Source organism: Streptomyces sp. R-07, assembly GCF_049913175.1.
Classification (GTDB): domain Bacteria; phylum Actinomycetota; class Actinomycetes; order Streptomycetales; family Streptomycetaceae; genus Streptomyces.
Window position 1 is genome coordinate 7,117,655 of record NZ_CP183978.1, and the last position, 19,856, is coordinate 7,137,510.

A 19,856-nucleotide genomic window follows, 5' to 3' on the forward strand; every position below is an offset into this window, starting at 1 on the left:
GGACGCGTGAAGGAGAACATCGTCCTGGCCGAACGCCCGGCCGGAGCGGTGTCGTTCACCTTCACCCTCGACACGGGCGGTCTCACGCCCAAGGCCCGCGAGGACGGCTCGATCGCGTTCTACGGGGAGGGCGCCGATCCGGAGCTCGTGATCCCCGCCGCGTTCATGACCGACGCGCGCCAGGACGCGCGGACGCCGTACGGCACCGGCTACAGCACCGCCGTGGAGCAGAAGCTCATCAGGACGGGCAAGGGCTGGAAGCTCCGGGTGACGCCGGACGCGACCTGGCTGGCCGCCAAGGAACGGCAGTACCCGGTCACCATCGACCCGACGATCACGATCGCGCCGGCGCCCTCCCAGGCCCAGGACGTGATGATCTCCTCCGACGGGCCCACGGAGAACTACGACGGGAGCTGGCGCCTGTCGGTCGGCAACACCTCCACCGGCTCCTCGCGTGCGCTCCTGAAGTTCCCGCTGGCAGGCATTCCCGTGGGCACCAAGGTGGACTCGGCCGACCTGAAGCTGTACTACGACCAGACGCACACCACGGGTGACACCGAGGTGCAGCTGGAGGCGCACCGGGCCACGCAGGAGTGGAGCGAGTCGACCGCGACGTGGAACAGCGCCAGTGCCCTCACCGGTGAGCTGTCCGGCACCTCGGTCCTGGTCGACGACGGGGACGCGGGTACCACCGCGGCCACCGGCGCCTGGCCCGCCTCCGGCAACACCGCGTACACGCAGTACGCGACCAACCGGGACTACCTGTACAACAAGGACTCGGTCGCAGGGGACACCTACACCTGGCGGCCGAGCCTCCCGGAGGACGGCACCTACCAGGTCGAGGCCCACTACGTCCCGGCCTCCGACCGGGCGACGGCGGCCCCGTACACCGTCCACTACGACGGCGGATCGCAGACCTACGGCGTCAACCAGGCGGCGGGCACGGCCGGGGTGTGGAAGACCCTGGGAAGTCACCCGTTCAAGGCGGGCACCCTGGGCAAGGTCGTCCTCGGTGACGGCCCCGCCTCCACCTCCACCGCCGTGCTCGCCGACTCCGTCCGCTTCACCAAGGGCGGCGTGGTCACCAAGAAGCCCGGCGAGGCCAACACCTGGCACACCTTCCCGGTGACCAGGACCGTCCAGTCGTGGGTCGACGGCACGAACGCCAACCACGGCTTCGTCGTCAAGGCCGGCGACGAGTCGGCGAGCGGCCCCAGGGGCGGTCCTCGGTACGAGGGCAGCGAGTACGCCTACATGGGCGAGGCCGCCAACTACCCCCGTCTCGTCCTCACCTTCGGCCGGGTCGGCGTGGACCTCGCTCCGCCCAGCGCGATCCACGACACGGGCGCGGAGCTCAACTGGTCCGCCTACCAGGACGACGACCCCTTCGCGACCGACGACGACATCGTCGAGTACCAGGTCCACCGCTCCATCTACCAGACCTTCACCCCGTCGGCCTCGACCCTGGTCTCCCCGGTGGCACCCGGCACGACGGCCTTCACCGACAGTACGGCGGTGCCGACCAGGGCGGACGATCCCGATCCGCTGGGCCGGGCCTACTACTACATGATCGCGGTGAAGACGAAGGACGGACAGGTCCTCCCGGCACCGACGCAACTGGTGCGGCTGCCCAAGGCCGGCCGGATCACCAAGGTGCTCGAAGCCAGCCAGGACACGACCCTGTCCTCGGCCCAGCCGACCGTCCCCCACGACGCACTCGACGACGGCGGCCCGCAGAGCTGGGTCTCCGCCGGGAACAACTCCCCGACCCTCGGCAAGGCCCGGACACTGCTCAAGTTCCCCGCTCTGGGCATCCCCGCCACCGCCCGGGTCGTCGACGCGCAGGTGCGCCTGTGGAGCAGCACGACCACCCAGGACGCACCCGGCGCGGTCTACGAACTCCGGCCCCTGACCCGCGACTTCGACGAGGCGACGGCGACCTGGGCCAAGGCGGACGCCACCACCGCCTGGACCGCCCAGGGCGGTGACCTCGGCGCCACGGTGGCGGACATCGGGTCGATCAGCAACGACCCGGCGCGCCGCGAATGGAACGTCACCTCACTCGCGCAGTCCTGGGTGAAGACCCCCGCCTCGCAGAGGGGCGTGGTCGTCAAGACGGCCGACGAGAGCGCCACGCAGGAGCGCACCGTCTTCCTGTCCTCCGAGGCGGCCGAAGCCCGGCTGCACCCGAGGATCGTGGTCACCTACATCGACTCCACCACCGAGTCGACGTACTACGCGCCGCGGACCCCGGCCCGGATGACCCCCAACTCCACGCACACGGTGGAGTTCACCCTCACCAACACCACCACGGCCGTGTGGAAGGCCGCCGACCAGGTCCTCACCTACCGCTGGGCCCTGCCCGACGGGACGGACGTCACCAACGGCGGCAACCAGGTCCGCACCGTCCTGCCGGGCGACGTCGCCCCCGGCGACTCGGTCACCCTCCAGGCACAGGTCGAGACCCCGATCAACTCCGACTCGGGCAACAAGCGCACCGAGTACGTACTGACCTGGGACGTCCTCGACAAGACCGCGAACACGTGGCTGTCCGACACCGGCGGCATCCCCGGGCTCAAGCAGAACGTGGCCGTCGAGGACCCGACGTCGGACCAGCTCGGTCTGGAGAAGTACTACTCCTTCGCGGGCAAGAACACGGGCGCCGGCTCGACCGTCATGAACAACACGGCGGCGGGCAACACCGTCTGGTCCTACAACGCGTTCAGCAACCCCGGCCGAGGTCTGAGCACCTTCGTGCGGTTCGCGTACAACTCCCTGGACACCTCGGACACGGTGTCCGGGCCCGGCTGGTCCTTCCAGGCCGCGGGACCGGTCCGGCTCGGCGCGCCGCTGGACTTCCACCCGAACCCGAACCCGACCGAGATCCGTCTCCCGGACGGCGACGGCACCACGCACGTCTTCCGCAAGCAGGACGACGGCTCCTGGAAGGCTCCGGCGGGCGTGCACTACCGGCTCGCCGCCAAGCCGGGCCTCGACTGCACCCCGGCCAAGGACCCGATCCCGGACGCCTGGACGATGACACGCCCCGACGGGACGCGGTTCCTGTTCGGCTGCGACGGCTACATGACCTCGACGATCGACAAGAACGGCAATACGCAGTCGTTCACGTACGAGGAGCGCAAGTCCAACAACAAGCCCACCAAGTTCCTCGCCTACATCACGGACCCGGCGGGCCGGCAGTCCCTGACCGTCGACTACTACGACAAGACCGAGGCGTCCAGCCCGAAGATCGTCGACCACATCCAGTCGGTCACCGACATCTCCGGGCGCAAGGTCACCTTCGCGTACTCCGACAAGGGCCTGCTGACGCGCCTGACGGACGGCGCCGGCACCGCCCAGCCCAAGGTCTTCGCCTTCGAGTACGACGCCACGCAGGGCAACAAGAACGTCAAGCTGGTCAAGATCACCGACCCGCGCGGCAACAGCACCGGCCTCGCGTACTACTACCCGAAGGAGGGCGACGACCCGAAGTTCCACTGGTGGACGCAGACCCTGACCGACCGGCTGCAGGGCGCCACCACCTTCACGTACGCCAAGGACACCGCCAACCCGGCGTACGTCTCCACCCGGGTCACCGACGCGGAGAACCACTCCGCGGACTATGTGACCGACGACTTCGGCCGCCCGCTGCGGACCACCAACGCCAAGGCCCAGACCACGAAGCTGGCCTGGGACGCCGACAACAACGTCACGTACCTCGAAGAGGCCAACGGGGCGATCACGGCGTACTGCTTCGACCCGCGGACCGGCTATCCGCTGTGGAAGCGTGACGCCGAGCACAACAAGGCCGGTGCGCCGCCGCAGAGCGACTGCGCGCCTGGGGTCTACCCCGTCAACGCGCAGAAGTTCGAGTACCAGACGCGTCTGGACGGATACGCGGCCGACCTCTACCGCAAGACGTCCACACAGGGCCGTTCCTGGCTCTTCGGCTACGACACCTTCGGCAACCTGAAGACGGTCACGGACCCCAAGGGCGTGGCCTCCCCGACCGCGGGCGACTACACCACGTCGTACGAGTACGACTCCCACGGCCTGCTGACCAAGGTGAGGGACGCCAACGGCAATCCCGTCACCAACAGCGAGTTCGGTCCCACCGGATACCCGGCGAAGATCACCGACGCGCTGAACAACAGCACCACGTACCTCTACGACGAGCGCGGTCAGGTCACCCAGGTCACCGACGCGCTCGGCAAGAAGACCACCCAGACGTACGACACGTTCGGACGTCCGCTGGTCAACACCGTGCCCAAGGACCAGGCCAAGGGCATTCTGATCACCACCCCGGCGCCGGTCTTCGACGCCAACGACAACGTCGTGAGGGCCACCGCACCCAACGGTGCCGTGTCCACCGCGGTGTACGACGCCGCGGACCAGATCACCTCGGCGACCGCGCCCAAGGATTCGGCCACCGCCGCCGAACGCACGACGACCTACACCTACGACAAGGCCGGTCACGTCGTCAGGACGACGGAGCCCAAGGGCACCGCGACCACGGCGGACCCCGGCGACTTCGTCACCACCAACATCTACAACGAGATCTACCAGCTGACCTCCGTGGTCAACGCGCTGGGTCACAAGATCTCCTACGAGTACGACGTCGTCGGCAACCCGGTCAAGGTCATCGACCCGAAGAAGAACGCGACCGCCGATCCGGACGACTTCTCCGCCAAGACCACCTACGACCTCGACCACCGCATCACCGCGGCCACCGACGCACTCGGCAAGACCACCTCCCGCACGTACGACAAGGACTCGCTCCCCGTCGCCACCAAGGACGCCGAGGGCAACGAAACCCTGATCAGCTACGACGAGAGGGGCAAGCAGACCGAGATCAAGGTCCCGCACGAGGGCAGCGGCGGGGACATCACCTACCGGACGACCCGCTACGAGTACGACCAGGTGGGCAACCCCACCAAGGTCGTCACCCCGCGCGGCACGGCCACGGCGGCCGCCGACGACTTCGTCTCGCGCACCGAGTACGACGCGCTGAACCGGCCGTTCAAGCAGTACCAGCCGTACGACCCGGCGGACGGCCGCTACAACAACCCGAACGTCTACACCCAGACGTTCTACGACGAGGTCGGCAGGGTCATCAGGACCTCGGCGCCCCCGTCCGAGGGCCAGACGGTCCGCAACGACAGCGTCGCCGGCTACTTCGACAACGGCTGGGCCAAGTCGACGACCGACGCGTGGGACATCGTCACCACCTACGACTACAACGACCTCGGGCAGCAGACCGCCCGGACGCTGACGTCGGCGGGCGGGTCCGTCAGCCGCACGATGGGCTGGTCGTACTACCCGAACGGCAAGCTCAAGGACAAGACGGACGACGGCGTGCCGGTCGGCACCGCGGTCCCGCTCGTCGACAACTCCGACGTCCAGAACACCACCTCCAGTGGCACCTGGACCAAGAGTTCCCTCGCCGGACAGCAGGGCTACGACCACCAGGTCCACGCCGCGGGCACCGGCACGGACACCTTCACCTGGACCCTGAACATCCCCAAGGCGGGGAAGTACACCGCCTACGTCAGGTTCCCGCAGGTCTCCGGGGCCGCCACGACCGCGAAGTACAAGATCACCCACTCCGGCGGAGCCACGGAGAAGACCCTCGACCAGTCCACCGGCGGCGGTGCCTGGCTCAGCCTGGGCTCCTACGACTTCGCCCAGGGCAACACGGCCAAGCTGGAACTCCTCCAGAACAGCGGCGGAGCCGTCGTCGCCGACGGCGTGAAACTGGTCCGCGACACCGCTGGCGAGACGGACACGGAGAAACACCAGTTCCGTTACGCCTACGACCTCAACGGCAATCTCACCTCGATCGACGACACCTCGTCCGGCGCGAAGATCGACGCGTACACCATCGCCTACACGGAGCTGAACCAGGTCGCCAAGGTCACCGAGGCGCTGGCCGGCCAGGAGAAGAAGAGCACCTCCTACAGCTACGACGCCAACAGCCAGCCGCAGACGGTCACGCACCCCGGCCAGTTCTCCAGCTACACCTACGACCCACGTGAGCTGGTCGGAACGGTCTCGGTCGGCACATCGCCCACGGACCCCGACCCCAAGGTCTCGACGTACACGTACACCGACCGCGGGAAGGTCCTGCGCGAGACCAAGGACAACGGCAACACCGTCGACACGACCTACTACCTCGACGGCGCGGTCAGGACCACCACGGAGAAGAAGCCGGACGGCACGCTCGTCGCCTCGCACACCTACGCCTACGACGCCAACGGCAACAAGGCGCAGGACGCGGCGAAGAAGATGAACGCCGACGACCACTCGGCGTACCTGGAGTCCACCACCGACTTCGGCTACGACCCGGTGGACCGCCTCGCCAAGGCGGTCAAGACCGGCAACGGAGCGAGCACCGAGACCTACGTCCACGACGACAACGCCAACGTCGTCAGCCAGAGCGTCGACAACACGTCCACGACCTTCGGCTACGACCGCAACCGGCTCCTCACCTCGACCACGGCGGGAGCCACGTCCTCCTTCAACTACGACCCGTTCGGGCGGCAGGAGTCCGTCACCAAGGGCGGCCAGATCGTCTCGCGGAGCGTGTACGACGGCTTCGACCACGTCGTCGAGTCCCAGCAGCGGGACGGCACCGGCGCGATGAAGTCCACCACCTACACGTTCGACCCGCTGGACCGCACCACGTCCATGACCGCCGACGGCAGGACGACCGACTACACCTACCTCGGCCTCTCACAGGAGGTCCTCAACGAGGAGGTCGCCGGCAAGCTCACCAAGTCGTACCAGTACAGCCCTTGGGGCCAGCGGCTCTCCCAGGTCACGCACAACGACGACGGCACGACCGAGGACGCGTACTACGGCTACAACAGCCACACCGACGTCGAGACGCTGACCGACAAGAACGGCGACACCAAGGCCACCTACGGCTACACCGCCTACGGCAACGAGGACCGGTCGGAGTTCACCGGCATCGACAAGCCCGATGCCACCGACCCCACCAAGGAGCCGTACAACTCCTACCGCTACAACGCCAAACGGTGGGACTCCCAGTCCGGCACGTACGACATGGGCTTCCGCGACTACGACCCGGGCCTGAACCGCTTCACCACCCGGGACATGTACAACGGCGCCCTCGCCGACATGGGGCTCGGCAGCGATCCCTTCACCGGAAACCGCTACGCCTTCACCGGCGGCAACCCGATCAGCAACGTGGAGATCGACGGGCACTTCGCCTTCCTCGCCGCGCTGGCGCCGATCGCCGCCGCGGTCGCGGTCCTCGAAGTGGTCGCCGTGGTCCTGGTCGTCGCGGTGGTCGTCCTCGCTGTGGCGGCGGTCGTCGAGAAGGTCGCGGAGGAGATCAACGAGGACGCGGACGAGGGCGAGGCGGAGAAGCCGAAGGAGGATCCCAAGCCGATCCCGAAGCCCCGCCCCGGCCCCGACGACACCGACGACGACAGCAAGAAGGGATGCGGCGACGGCTGGGTCCAGCACGGCGACGTGGACGCCAGCAACGGCAACCGGTCCACGGGCGTCACGGCCTGCCTGAACAAGGACTACCTGGACTCGCACAGCGGCTCGGCCACCGACACGTCCACCGTCGCCCCTCCCGGATACCGGTGGGCGCAGCGCGTGGCCGGACACCTGGGCGCACAGCCGGTCCAGCAGAACATCAACGCCTGCCACCTGCTCGCCAACCAGCTCTCCGGATCGGGCACCGAGCTGAACAACCTGGCGACCTGCTCCCGAGGGGCCAACGCCTGGCAGGACGGCTCCGACCAGGGGGCCAACAACATGCAGAACTACGAACAGCAGGTGTATGACGCGATCCAGGCGGGGCAGGACGTCATGTACACCGTGACACCGACCTACAGTGGCGCGAGAACGGTGCCGACGGGGTTCACCCTGACGGCATACGGCCAGAACCCCGACGGGACGCCGGGCATCCAGATCAACACGTACATCCCGAACACCCTGAAGGGCCAGAACCTCGGGATGTACAACGATCAGAACACCGGTGCTCCCGTCCCCACCGGATCGATGCCATGATCCGGCCCGCCTACTGGAGGAGGAGATGACCGAGGTGGAAGGACTGGAGGAGCTGCGCCGGCTCATGCCGCCCACGGCCGAGAGCGACACGTCGGTCGACTGGGCCCGGATGAGCGAGTCGTGGGGCAGGGAGTTTCCCGCCGACTACCGCCGGTTCATCGAGGTGTACGGGGCCGGGACGATCGAGAACTACCTGGTCGTCCAGGAACCCGAACCCCGAGGGGAACGGACCCCGGGCGCGACGGGCGGCATGGTCCAGGAGACGGCGAACGCGACCCTCGCCTGGACGAAGGTACCCAGGTCGCCCGAGCTGGCCGACGCCGCACCGGAACTGATCGCCTGGGGTGCGGACGCGAGCGCGGACATCCTGTGCTGGGACGCCTCGGGCGCCGACCCGGCCGGATGGCCCGTCCTGGTGCACGACAGGAACGCCAACCTGTGGCGGCGCTACGACTGCGGCATGGTCGAGTTCCTCGTCCATGTGCTGCGGGCGGAGTTCGAGTCGTGTCCCCTCGGCGACCGCTCCCTGTGGGGGAAGGACGGATCGACCTTCCTCAACCGGCGTGAGGAGCAGCGCCGGACGAAGGCGGGCCTCGACCCGTGGACGGGGGAGCCCGACCCGTACGCGGGGATGTTCGGGGACTGACCCCGGCGCGAAGGGAAGGGGGTGCGAGGTCTCTCGCACCCCCTTCTTCACAGGCATGCGTCTCTTCACAGGCATGCGTCGCGACGGGCCGGCCGCGTCATGCGGGACGCCCGGCACGCTCGCCGTCCTGGTGGTGGCACTGGTCAGGGACTGGACCCCGGTCATGTACCCGGGGTCCTGGCCACCGCCCCGTTGATCGGCCTGGCGACCGGAGTCGTGGCCGGGGTCCATCCCGCCCGGCGTGCGTCCTCCGTGCAACCGGCCGAAGCGCTGCGCGGCTGACCCACCCCACCCCGCCCATGCGAGCCTCGCGTCCTGCCGGGGCACGTGACGGTGATCACGGATGCAGCCGGGAGAGTGCTGCGTAGGCTTGTGGGGTGCGGGAGGATCGTCGCAGCCCCCTGCCATGATCTGACGAAGCGTCAGGGGAGTCGGCAAGTGGTCAGCGTGAGTCCTGGGGAACCTGGGGAACGCTGCCCGGACAAGCGACTCGTTGTAGGGTGAGCAAACAGCCCTTGACCTGCAAAAACGCAGGCAGGGAGCCTATGTCCAGGAGTACCTCGATGATACGTACGATGTTCAAGTCCAAGATTCATCGCGCCACCGTGACCCAGGCGGACCTGCACTACGTCGGTTCGGTCACCGTCGACGCGGACCTGATGGAGGCGGCGGACCTGCTGCCCGGTGAGCTGGTCCACATCGTCGACATCGACAACGGGGCCCGCCTCGAGACCTATGTCATCGAGGGCGAGCGCGGCTCCGGCGTCATCGGGATCAACGGTGCCGCCGCCCACCTCGTGCACCCCGGTGATCTTGTGATCCTCATCAGCTACGCGCAGGTCGAGGACGCCGAGGCGCGGACCTTCGTGCCGCGCGTCGTGCACGTCGACGGCGACAACCGCATCGTGGAGCTGGGCAGCGACGCGTCCGCGCCCGTCCCCGGGAGCGACACGGTGCGCGGCCCGCACGCCGTGCCCGCCCAGGTCTGAGCCGGGGAGTGCCGACGTACCTCTCGTGACCTACGGGTCACCCGACCCCTTCGCGGGGGCCGGGTGACCCGAAGGACGGGATCCGGCGGGCGTGGGCGGGGCGGCGGGGCCACCCTGGAAAGGGAAGCCCCCGTGTAGGAGCCCCCGTGAATGGGAGCCCCCGTGAATGGGAGATCCCGTGAGAGGGAGATCCCGTCGACCGAGAGGTCCGTGATGACCCACCCTTCCCCTGATCCGCTGCCCCCGTCGCCGATCCCGCCGCCCGTGCCCTCGCCGCCGCCCGTGCCTCCGCCCAACCCGGTGCCGGTCCCGCCGGAACCCGCCCCGGCGCCCCAGCCGGGCGGGCCCGTACCGGAACCCGAACCTCAGCCCGAACCCGGCCCCGCCGGCGGGTGACCGGATCCAACGCGAAGGTGACAGAAGGGGCTTGAGGTTTCGCGCGGCCCTTGTCACGGAGCGTGCGCCACCCCTAACTTGGACGGCTGCTGCTGTGTTCAAGGGGGGCCCATGGCCGTACGCGGACGTCACCGCCGCCACCAGCCGAGCCGGATCAACCGTGCCTCGCTCACCGTCACGGCGGGAGGCGCCGGAATGGCGCTGCCGCTGATCGGCGCGGGCGCCGCACAGGCCGCCTCGCTCGACGTCTGGGAGAAGGTCGCGTCCTGCGAGTCCTCCTCCAGCTGGCACATCAACACGGGCAACGGCTACTTCGGCGGCCTCCAGTTCAGCCAGTCCACCTGGGAGCGGTACGGCGGCACGCACTACGCGCCGCGCGCCGACCTCGCCTCCAAGGACCAGCAGATCGCCGTCGCCGAACGCGTCCTGAAGAGCCAGGGCCCCGGCGCCTGGCCGTCCTGCGGCCCCCGCTCGGAACCCGCCCGGGGCGGCGAGGCGCCGGACGTCACCCCCCGGCGCGCCACGGCGGCCGAGCCGACCGGCGGCGGGAACGCGGTCCGTACGGCCTCCCTGCCGGGGCAGCGCCTCTTAACCGAACAGGCGGCGAGCGGCGCGAGCCCGACCACCGTGCCCACCGTGCGCGAGATGTACACGGTGACGCCCGGCGACTCCCTGTCGAAGATCGCCGTCGAGGAGCACGTCCGGGGCGGCTGGCAGCGCCTGTACGAGACCAACCGGCGGGTCGTCGGCGACGACCCCGACCTGATCCTCCCGGGCCAGCGCCTGACCCTGCGCATCACGGCACCGAAGAAGGCGGAGAAGCCGGAGAAGCCGGAGAGGCGGGAGAAGGCGGAGAAGGCGGACAGGCCGGAGAAGGCCACTCCGTCGCAGCCCGTGGCCAAGCCGCACCCCAAGCCGCACACCACGCCGGCCCCGAAGCCGGTGGCCAAGCCGCACACCTCGAAGCCGCACACCCAGCCGGCCCCGAAGCCCGTGGTCAAGCCGCGGACCCAGCACACGCCGAAGCCGAGCACCAAACCCAGCCACAAGCCCAGCCACAAGCCCACGACCAAGCCCGTCTCCCAGCGGACCGAGGACAGCTACTCCGCGCCCGTCTCCGCCGACATCGGCACCCGCTACGGCACCCGCGGTTCCTCCTGGGCCAGCGGCTACCACACCGGGGTCGACTTCCCCGTGCCCACCGGCACCTCGGTCAAGGCCGTGGCCGGCGGCCGGGTCGTCTCCGCGGGGTGGGGCGGCGCGTACGGCTACCAGATCGTCCTGCGCCACGACGACGGCCGCTACAGCCAGTACGCGCACCTCTCCGCCCTCACCGTCCGCGAGGGCCAGCGGGTGCACGCCGGTCAGCGCATCGCGCGCTCAGGATCGACCGGCAACAGCTCGGGACCGCACCTCCACTTCGAGATTCGGACGGGTCCCGGGTACGGCTCCGACATCGACCCCCTGGCCTACCTCAGGGCGCGGGGAGTCTCCGTCTGACACCGGCGCATCCGATGACGACGGCGCCGATGACACCGACAGGGACTCCGGCGCGGTCGTCATGCGGTCGAGCGTGAGCTGGACGAGACCGCCCGCGGCGACGGCGCCGCAGATCAGCGCGGCGACGGTGCCCGCCGCGCCGTAGCGGAAACTCTCGCCGAACAGGGTCAGGCCCACCGCCGCCGCGACCACCGGGTTCACCACCGTGACGGTGGCCAGCGGGGCGGCGAGCCCCGCACCCCGGTACGAGGCCTGGGAGAGCAGCAGTCCGGTCACGGCGAACGCGGACAGGACGAGCAGCCCCGTCCACTCGGCGAGCGGGGCCCGGGGCGTCCACTCCTCGGCCACCGCCTTCGTGAGGACCGAGGCCATGCCGAAGGAGACGCCCGCCGCCGCGGCGAGCACGACGCTGCGCAGCACGGACCGGCCCACCAGGTGCGCGACGGTGAACAGGGCGGCCACCGCGCCGAAGGCGGTGCCCGCGAGCAGCCATCGTTCCCCGTCGGCCAGGGATCCGGCCTCGGTGCCGCTGGTGAGGCTCAGCAGCCCGGCGAGACCCACCGTGGCCATGAGGGCGCCGCGCCAGGCCCGCCGCCCTGCCCTGCGCCCCACGAACAGGGCCGCCATGGGCAGCGCGAAGACGATCGTGAGGGCACCCAGCGGCTGGACCAGGCTGAGCGGCCCGTACGCCAGGGCGGCGACGTGCAGGGTGGCGCCGACGCCGTTGAGGAGGACGGACACCCACCAGGCCGGGCTGCGCAGCGGCGCGTAGCGCGGGCCCCCGGCGGAGGCCGCGACCCGCTCCTGCACGATCGCCGCGGCCGCGTAGGCGACCGCGGAGGCCAGGGCCAGGGCGACGGACAGCATGAGTGGACTCATACCTTCCACGATCTCTCTTCCAGGCCGTTCGCGTCGTCGTACCAGGGGACGTCTTCGCGGGTACCACCGACGCAGTACGCGGGCCCCGCATACGCCCCGGGATGTACACCCGTGCAGGTCACAACGGGTGCAAAGCGGCCTTTCCGCTCGTTTCGAAAGGGCTTTCGGGGAGGCTTCGGGGGACGCCGGAGAAGTTTCCGGAGCAGCTACGGTGAGAGCCGACCACAGATCACAGGACTCCGGGGCGGAGGGCGTGCGCATGGATCTCGGCGCGAGCGGCGACGGCGGATCGCCGGGCGGCTTCTTCGCCCTGCGGACGAGCGCCCCGGCGACCGGCGGCGCGCACCGCCCGCTCGCCCGCCTGTACGCGGGGGAGGACGGCCCCCTCACCGCGCGCGTGGACCACGTCACCGCCCGGACCGGCGCCCCCGAGCGGCGCGTCGGCGCCTCCGTCGCCCACCTCGGGCTCGCCGCCCGGCTCTGGTCCACCGCCCTCGGCCCCGCCGCGATCCACGGCCGCTTCCCCGCTCTCGACCCCGCCGAGCTGTACTGGGACGGGGCACTGTCCTCTCCCGACGACCTGTGGTGGGCGGGCTCCGCGACCCGACCCGCGACCGTGGACGAGCTGCGCGCGGCGGTCCAGGAGGCCCATCTCGTACCGCTCCACGCGGCGCTGCGCCGCGACGGCCGGATCTCGGCCCGGCTCCTCTGGGGCAACGCCGGCTCCGCCCTCGCCGGCGCCCTGCGCGAGCTGACCCGCTGGGCGCGCGTCCAGGGGCGCCCGGAGGTGGCCGTACGGGCCGCCGTCCTGGTCTCCGGGCTCCTGGACCACCCCGACCTCGCCGGGACGGTCCGCGGCCCCCGGCTGCGCCGCACCAGCTGCTGCCTCTACTACCGCTGCCCGGGCGGAGGGCTGTGCGGCGACTGTGTCTTCGACCACGCCCCCCGAACGGGTTTGGAGGCGCGGCCCCCCGCTCCGTAAAGTTGCTACTTCGAGACCCCCCGAACAGCGACGACACGAGCGAACGAGGAACCCGAAGGCCATGACGGTGACCGAAGAATTCCAGGACTACGGGCCGGGCATCGACCCCGAGCGCCTGGCCGTCTGCCTGAGCGTCCTCGACGAGCTCGACAAGATCGACGTCGACCACCCGGACGCGATCACCGTCCGGCGCGCCACCGCCGGGATCTACCGGACCGTGAAGCAGCGCCGCCGCCAGGAGCGCCGGGCCGCGAAGACCGCGAACGACAAGGCGGTCACCGAGGCCACGGCCACCGGCTCCGCGCAGCGCATCGACGACGAGACCGAGGGCCTGCTGCCCTCCTCCGTCACCGAGGAGGGTCGGATCGCAGGGATACTCCAGCGTCCGCGCTCCTGCTACGTCTGCAAGGCGCGGTTCGTCGAGGTCGACTACTTCTACCACCAGCTCTGCCAGAAGTGCGCGGCGGAGAACCGGACCAAGCGCGAGGCGCGCGCCGACCTCACCGGCAAGCGCGCGCTGCTCACCGGCGGCCGGGCCAAGATCGGCATGTACATCGCGCTGCGGCTGCTGCGCGACGGTGCCCACACCACCATCACCACCCGCTTCCCCAAAGACGCCATCCGCCGCTTCAAGGCGATGGAGGACTCCGCGGACTGGATGCACCGCCTGGAGGTCGTCGGCATCGACCTGCGCGACCCGGCCCAGGCCGTCGCGCTCGCCGACCAGATGACCGAGGCCGGTCCGCTGGACATCCTCATCAACAACGCGACGCAGACCGTCCGCCGGCTGCCCTCGGCCTACGCCGCGCTCGTCGACGGCGAGGCCGCCCCGCTGCCCGCCGGCGAGCTCCCCGCCCACCACGTCATCGGCGCCTTCAACTCGGGCGCGGTCGGCGAGCTGGTGAGCGGCTCCTCGCTGCCGGTCGGCGCGAGCGGCCTGGAGGCGCAGCAGGTCGCCGACCTCGCCCTGGTCGCGGGCAACGCCAGCATCGCCCGCCACCTCGACGGCACCGCCATCGACGCGGGCGGCCTCGTGCCGGACGTCGTGGACACCAACACCTGGGTGCAGAGCATCGAGCAGATCTCCCCGGTGGAGCTGCTCGAGACGCAGCTGTGCAACTACACGGCGCCGTTCATCCTGATCAGCAAGCTGCGGCCGGTGATGGCCGAGGCGGCGAAGAAGGCGGCCAGCGGCCGCGCCTACGTCGTGAACGTGTCCGCGATGGAGGGCGTCTTCAGCCGCGGCTACAAGGGCGCCGGCCACCCGAACACCAATGCCGCGAAGGCCGCGATGAACATGGTGACGCGGACCAGCGGCCAGGAGATGTTCGAGACCGACGGCATCCTCATGACCTCGGTCGACACCGGCTGGATCACCGACGAGCGCCCCCACTTCGACAAGCTGCGCCTGGCCGAGGCCGGCTTCCACGCCCCGCTCGACCTCGTCGACGGCGCGGCCCGGGTGTACGACCCCGTCGTGCGGGGCGAGGCCGGCGAGGACCTGTACGGCTGCTTCCTGAAGGACTACGCCCCCGCCAACTGGTAGACCGCCGCGTACAGCGGTTCCCGCAGTCCTGGCAAGAGCGCCTCACCGGCCTGGTGGGGCGCTCTTTCGGCTTGGTTCACCCGATCGCGTCACACTTTGGAGCCCGGTAGAGCGCGGATGCGCTCATTTGGTTACTCTGATGACCACGGTCGGCCACCGAGGAGACACACCGTCCTCACGGCCTTCCCGGGACAGGCCTGCCACCAAGGCCGCGGTCCCGCCACCACCGGCGCCACCGCGACCGACCGGCACTTGTCCCACAGGTACGCGACACAAAGGAGTGCGCGGTGACACCCGAACTGACGAAGCAGGAACCGCGACCGGCCGAACGCAACGACCGGCCGCGCCGGAACGGCGAGCTGGGAAGCCTCGACGTGTGGGCCCACGCGGCCCCGATCCGGCTCGCGGGCTACGAGGACGACCTCGCCGAGCCCCACATCCTGCCCGGCATCGACTGATCCTCACGCTTCACCCCGGGTGCCCCCGGCCGTTTCCGGCCCGGGGGCACCGGCGCGTTCAGCGGGTGGTGTCCGTGGGTTCCCGCAGGCGGATCGGCGGCAGGTACTCCCGTACCAGCGTCCGGTGCCACCAGTCCCCGGTCGCCCTCAGCTCGCGCCAGGTCGTGTACCGGTACCGGTAGAGGCGCGCGCGGACGAGGGCCGGCGGCGCGTCCGGGAACGGGTTGTGGGCGAGCAGCCGCAGCGTGTCCCGGTCGCCTTCGAGCAGCCGCTCGACGAACGGCCCGAACCATTCGCGCGCGTACCCGGGGGAGAGCGCGGCGAACCACATCAGCCAGTCGAGCCGCAGGTGGTACGGGGCGAACTGGCGCGGCAGCCGGTGCGGGTCGCCCGGCTTGCCCTTGAAGCCGTACTCCCGCCAGACCGTACCCCGGTGCGGCACCGGGTCCTCGGTGCCCTCGACGACGATCTCGTCCCGGACCCGGCCGACGGTGCCGAACGCGCCATAGCTGTTGACCAGGTGGTACGGGTCGTACGAGCGGTTCATCGCCTGGTGCCGGGAGAGCAGGTTGAGCGCCGGGCGGTAGCTCCGCACCAGGACGAAGACGGTCATCGCGACCACCACGACCACGTACCAGAGCGGAGGATCGGGCTGGGGGTGCTGGCCGGTGAGCGGGGAGGCGTCCACGACGGAGAGCGCGAGCACGATCGTGATCCAGTTGAGCCAGGCGAAGTTGCCGGAGAGCACCAGCCACAGCTGGGTCGCCACCATCAGACCGGCCGCCACCGTCGCCACCGGCTGCGGGGTGAAGAGCAGGAACGGCACGACCAGCTGGACGACGTGGTTGGCCGCGACCTCCACCCGGTGCAGCGGGCGGGGCAGGTGGTGGAAGAACCAGCTCAGCGGGCCGGGCATCGGCTGGGTCTCGTGGTGGTGGTAGAGGCAGGTCAGGTTCCGCCAGCAGGGATCGCCGCGGATCTTGATCAGCCCGGCGCCGAACTCGACCCGGAAGAGCAGCCAGCGCAGCAGGAACAGGACGAGGATCGGCGGGCCCGTCTCGTCGTTGCCGAGGAAGACGGCCAGGATCCCCGTCTCCAGGAGCAGCGACTCCCAGCCGAAGGAGTACCAGGTCTGCCCCACGTTCACGATCGACAGGTAGAGCCCCCACAGCACCAGCCACAGGAGCATCGAGACCGGCAGCGGCACGGCGTCCCCGGCGCCCGCGATCAGCGCGAGCGCGAGGGCGGCGCCGGACCAGGAGACCGTCGCGAAGAGGCGGTCGGAGTAGCGCCAGTGGAAGAGGGAGGGCGCGTGGCGGGGCCGGGTCCGGCGCACGTACTCCGGTACGGGGAGCATGCCGCGCTCCCCGATCAGCGCCCGGAACTGGAGGGCTGCCGAAAGGAACGCCACGCAGTACAGCCCGGCGAGGCCCCGCTGGAAGACGATCCGGCTCAGCCACAGGTCGGGCGCCGTGAACCACTCCATCCCTACCAGTATCGGCCCGGGGTCACGTCCTGACGAGGCGCGCGAGGGTGCGGCCGAGAAGGCGCGCGTACGCGAGCTGGAGCGGCGGGATCAGAGGCCCGGCGAGCCGGGTGTACCAGGCGGCGGGCCGGCTGAAGGCGGTGACCGTGAAGCGGACCGTCCCGTCGGGCTCCAGCGTGACCACGAAGGACTCCTCGCCGCATTCCGGGTGCCCGTTCAGCGTGCCGTAGGCGAAGCCGGTGCGGTCCTGCTCGTACGCCGTCCAGATCACCGAGCACGGGACGCCGATCCGGAGCGGTCCCGCGCCGAGCGACACCACCAGGCGGGCGCCGGGATCGGCGCGGTCGGCATCGGCGCGGACGCGCGCCCCGGAGGAGCGGTGCATGCGCCAGGTGGTGACGGCGGCGCCGGCGGTCTCGAAGGCGGCCCGTCCGTGGCCGACGACCGCGCTGTGGCGCAGGTGGTGGTAGCCCTCGGGGAGCGTCTGAGGGGTGCTGGTGGCGCCGACCTCGCGGTAGGTGAGGCGGGGTCGGGGCCGGGAGACGTCGTGCGTCAGGCGGGTCATGCCGGAAGCTCCGTTCGCGGGCGGGTCGGAAGGGACGGGAAGGTGCGGTCCGCACGGAGGCGGCGGTGTGCGAGGAGCGCGCAGACGGCGAAGCCGAGGGCGTTGCCCAGGCCGTGCGTGGCGGCCGTCCAGGTCAGGGAGAGGTGCGGAAGTCCGGTCGCCTCGCCGAGCGCCCAGCTGAGCGCGAGCAGCATCGTGACGACGAGGACCAGGGCCGAGACGGCGAGCAGGCCCCGGGTGAGGCGGTCGGCGGCGAGCTCGCGGCGCTCCCGCAGGGTCAGCACGGAGACGGCCGCCATGCCGGCCGTCAGGACCACGGCTCCCACGAGCTCCGCCCAGTCGTCGACGAAGTAGCCGAGCAGGACGAGCAGGGTGCCGGCGGGGACGCTGAGCGCGGCGATGCGGGAGGCGGGCCCGTCGGAGGTGCGGCTGACGAGTCCGGCGACCAGGGCGGCGGCGAAGCCGGCGAAGTGGAAGTGCGGGACGGTCAGGGCGAGGATGTCCAGGTCGAAGCCGAACAGCGGGTACGAGGCCCGTTCGGCGACGAGCGCGAGGCCGGCGACGGACGGCGCCACGAGGGCGGTGAGGACGGCGATCTCGCTCGGCCGGAGCGAGCGCGTCAGCATCAGCCGGGCCGGGGCCTGGAGGGCCAGCGCCAGGGTGGCGAGGGCATAGGCGCCGGCGAGCGCGGTGGCGGCTCCGGAGCGGGGCAGCCAGAGGGCCAGGGCTCCCGGGACGGCGAGCAGCGGCCAGGCCCGCCGGAGCCGGTCCCAGCCCGGCGGCCGGGGGCCGTCGAGGAGCGCGAGCCCCGTCGGGACGACCCAGAACATGCCGATCATCACGACCGGACTCACCAGGACCGACAGCGCGGTCATGCGACACCCCCCGACTTGAACGCGTTCAACTGCCATGCTGAGCGTAGGGCCTTTCTTGAACGTGTTCAAGTGCGATCTCCGGCCCGGCCGTCACCAGCTCGGCCGACGGTCCGACCCGCTCGGCCGCCCTCCGCTTGCGGGGCCGTACGCGCTGCGACAGACATGAGGGACTGGCCGCAACCGGGCGCCGGGCCCGGGGGAGAGAAAGTCGGGAGAACCAGGTGCGCTCATCCCTCCGCCGGACGTGGCGAACCCCCACCGCCCGGACGCCGCGAACGACCGGGGCCTCCCGCCCGACCCCGCCCACCGGGGCCGGGCCGACCCCCCTCACCGGAGCCTCCCGCCCGACCCCGCCCGCCGGGGCCCGCCCGGCGGCTGCCGCGCTGGTCTCGGCCCTGCTGCTCACGGGCTGCTCCACCGCCTGGGAGAGCACCGGCGGCGAACCGGCCGCGGCCCCCGTCCAGGACGTCATCCTCCAGGCCCTCGGCGACCGGGGACCCGACCCCTTCACCGCCTCCACCGTCCGGAACACCGCGCCGCCCGCCGCCCATGACCGGGAACCGAGCGACGGCGCGGGGCAGATCCGCGAGGTCACCGGCTCCACCCCCGGCCTCTACGGCGGCACGCGCGCGGTCGGCAGCTGCGACGTCGAGCGGCAGGTCGCCTTCCTCGCCGCCGACCCGGCCAAGGCGCGCGCCTTCGCCGACGCCGCCGGCATCCCCGAGACCAACGTCGCCGGCTGGCTCCGCGGACTGACCCCGGTCGCCCTGCGCGCCGATACCCGCGTCACCAGCCACGGCTACCGCGAGGGCCGGGCCAACGCCTTCCAGTCCGTCCTGCAGACCGGTACGGCCGTCCTCGTCGACCAGTACGGCTCCCCGCGCGTCCGCTGCGCCTGCGGCAACCCGCTCCGCAGCCCGGCCGCCGACCGGAGCGGCGTCCACCAGGGCGAGCCGTGGGACGGCTTCGACCCCGACCGCGTGATCGTCGTCCGGCCCACCACCTCCGTCGTCACCAGCCTGGTCATCGTGAACACCACCGACAGCACCTGGATCGAGCGGCGGACCGGCAGCGACGGCGACCAGGACCGGCAGCCCGCCGTGGAGCCGGCCTGCGACCCCGACACGTGCGCCCTCGCCGATCCCGGCACGCCCGACCCGACCGCCCCCGGCCACCGCACCTCCCCGGACCCCGCCTCCCCCGTACCGCCGCCCGTCTCCCCGGACCCCGTCCGGCCCGCCCCCACGGACCCGCTCCCGGACAGTCCCGACCCGTCCGGGCCCGGGGGCACGAGCACCGAGCCGCCGGCGCAGCCGACCCCCGATCCGTCCACGGAGCCGTACCCCGACCCGTACACCGATCCCTTCACCGACCCCTTCGCCGAGCCCCCCAGCGAGCCGCCCACCGTCCCGGACGGGTCGCTGCCGCCCGACGAGCTCTTCCCGGCCGGTCCGGCACCCGACCAGCCGCAGACGTTCCAGGGGTGAA

General features: G+C 71.1%; 12 protein-coding genes. 8 read left to right on the forward strand and 4 right to left on the reverse strand.

Going from position 1 to position 19,856, the window contains the following annotated elements; all coding sequences use genetic code 11:
- Window positions 1–372: 372 nt before the first annotated feature.
- The 4 genes from ACN9M0_RS32510 (at window position 373) to ACN9M0_RS32525 (ending at window position 11,577) form a co-directional block, all read left to right on the forward strand.
- Complete coding sequence (locus tag ACN9M0_RS32510; RefSeq protein ID WP_426405359.1) at window positions 373–8,046, forward strand: DNRLRE domain-containing protein; 7,674 nt, start codon at window positions 373–375, stop codon at window positions 8,044–8,046.
- A gap of 25 nt (window positions 8,047–8,071) precedes the next feature.
- The gene (locus ACN9M0_RS32515; protein ID WP_426404687.1) at window positions 8,072–8,692 is read left to right on the forward strand and encodes an SMI1/KNR4 family protein; all 621 of its coding nucleotides are present in this window, start codon (window positions 8,072–8,074) and stop codon (window positions 8,690–8,692) included.
- Window positions 8,693–9,255: 563 nt separating this feature from the next.
- Entirely contained in the window at window positions 9,256–9,681 is a 426-nt protein-coding gene (gene panD / locus ACN9M0_RS32520) for an aspartate 1-decarboxylase (RefSeq protein ID WP_366041115.1), read from the forward strand.
- Between the two features lie 507 nt (window positions 9,682–10,188).
- Entirely contained in the window at window positions 10,189–11,577 is a 1,389-nt protein-coding gene (locus ACN9M0_RS32525) for a transglycosylase family protein (RefSeq protein WP_426404688.1), read from the forward strand.
- Here the strand turns inward: ACN9M0_RS32525 and ACN9M0_RS32530 are convergent.
- Entirely contained in the window at window positions 11,458–12,456 is a 999-nt protein-coding gene (locus ACN9M0_RS32530) for a DMT family transporter (RefSeq protein WP_426404689.1), read from the reverse strand. The two genes, ACN9M0_RS32525 and ACN9M0_RS32530, sit on opposite strands and share 120 nt — an antisense overlap.
- A gap of 259 nt (window positions 12,457–12,715) precedes the next feature.
- Here ACN9M0_RS32530 and ACN9M0_RS32535 point away from each other — a divergent pair, with 259 nt between their 5' ends.
- The 3 genes from ACN9M0_RS32535 to ACN9M0_RS32545 all read left to right on the forward strand — a co-directional run bounded on the left by ACN9M0_RS32535 (window position 12,716) and on the right by ACN9M0_RS32545 (window position 15,442).
- Window positions 12,716–13,438 carry a (2Fe-2S)-binding protein gene (locus ACN9M0_RS32535; RefSeq protein ID WP_366041139.1) on the forward strand — a complete coding sequence of 241 codons (723 nt, stop codon included), beginning with the start codon at window positions 12,716–12,718 and terminating at the stop codon, window positions 13,436–13,438.
- Between the two features lie 61 nt (window positions 13,439–13,499).
- Entirely contained in the window at window positions 13,500–14,984 is a 1,485-nt protein-coding gene (locus ACN9M0_RS32540; RefSeq protein ID WP_366041118.1) for an SDR family NAD(P)-dependent oxidoreductase, read from the forward strand.
- A gap of 287 nt (window positions 14,985–15,271) precedes the next feature.
- Entirely contained in the window at window positions 15,272–15,442 is a 171-nt protein-coding gene (locus tag ACN9M0_RS32545; protein ID WP_399701619.1) for a hypothetical protein, read from the forward strand.
- Between the two features lie 58 nt (window positions 15,443–15,500).
- On the opposite strand, the gene ACN9M0_RS32550 is transcribed toward ACN9M0_RS32545, so the two are convergent.
- The 3 genes from ACN9M0_RS32550 to ACN9M0_RS32560 are packed head-to-tail and all read right to left on the reverse strand — an operon-like array spanning window position 15,501 to window position 18,359.
- The gene (locus ACN9M0_RS32550; protein WP_366041120.1) at window positions 15,501–16,928 is read right to left on the reverse strand and encodes a lipase maturation factor family protein; all 1,428 of its coding nucleotides are present in this window, start codon (window positions 16,926–16,928) and stop codon (window positions 15,501–15,503) included.
- Window positions 16,929–16,950: 22 nt separating this feature from the next.
- The gene (locus tag ACN9M0_RS32555) at window positions 16,951–17,493 is read right to left on the reverse strand and encodes a DUF1990 family protein (RefSeq protein ID WP_366041121.1); all 543 of its coding nucleotides are present in this window, start codon (window positions 17,491–17,493) and stop codon (window positions 16,951–16,953) included.
- A complete protein-coding gene (locus tag ACN9M0_RS32560; RefSeq protein ID WP_366041140.1) occupies window positions 17,490–18,359 on the reverse strand; it encodes a YndJ family protein in 870 nt (289 codons plus the stop codon). Before ACN9M0_RS32560 ends, ACN9M0_RS32555 begins: the two co-directional genes overlap by 4 nt.
- Before the next feature lie 230 nt (window positions 18,360–18,589).
- On the opposite strand from ACN9M0_RS32560, the gene ACN9M0_RS32565 reads away from it, so the two are divergent.
- Window positions 18,590–19,855: a DUF6777 domain-containing protein gene (locus ACN9M0_RS32565; protein ID WP_426404690.1), complete on the forward strand. Its 1,266-nt coding sequence runs from the start codon at window positions 18,590–18,592 to the stop codon at window positions 19,853–19,855.
- Window position 19,856: the final 1 nt, after the last annotated feature.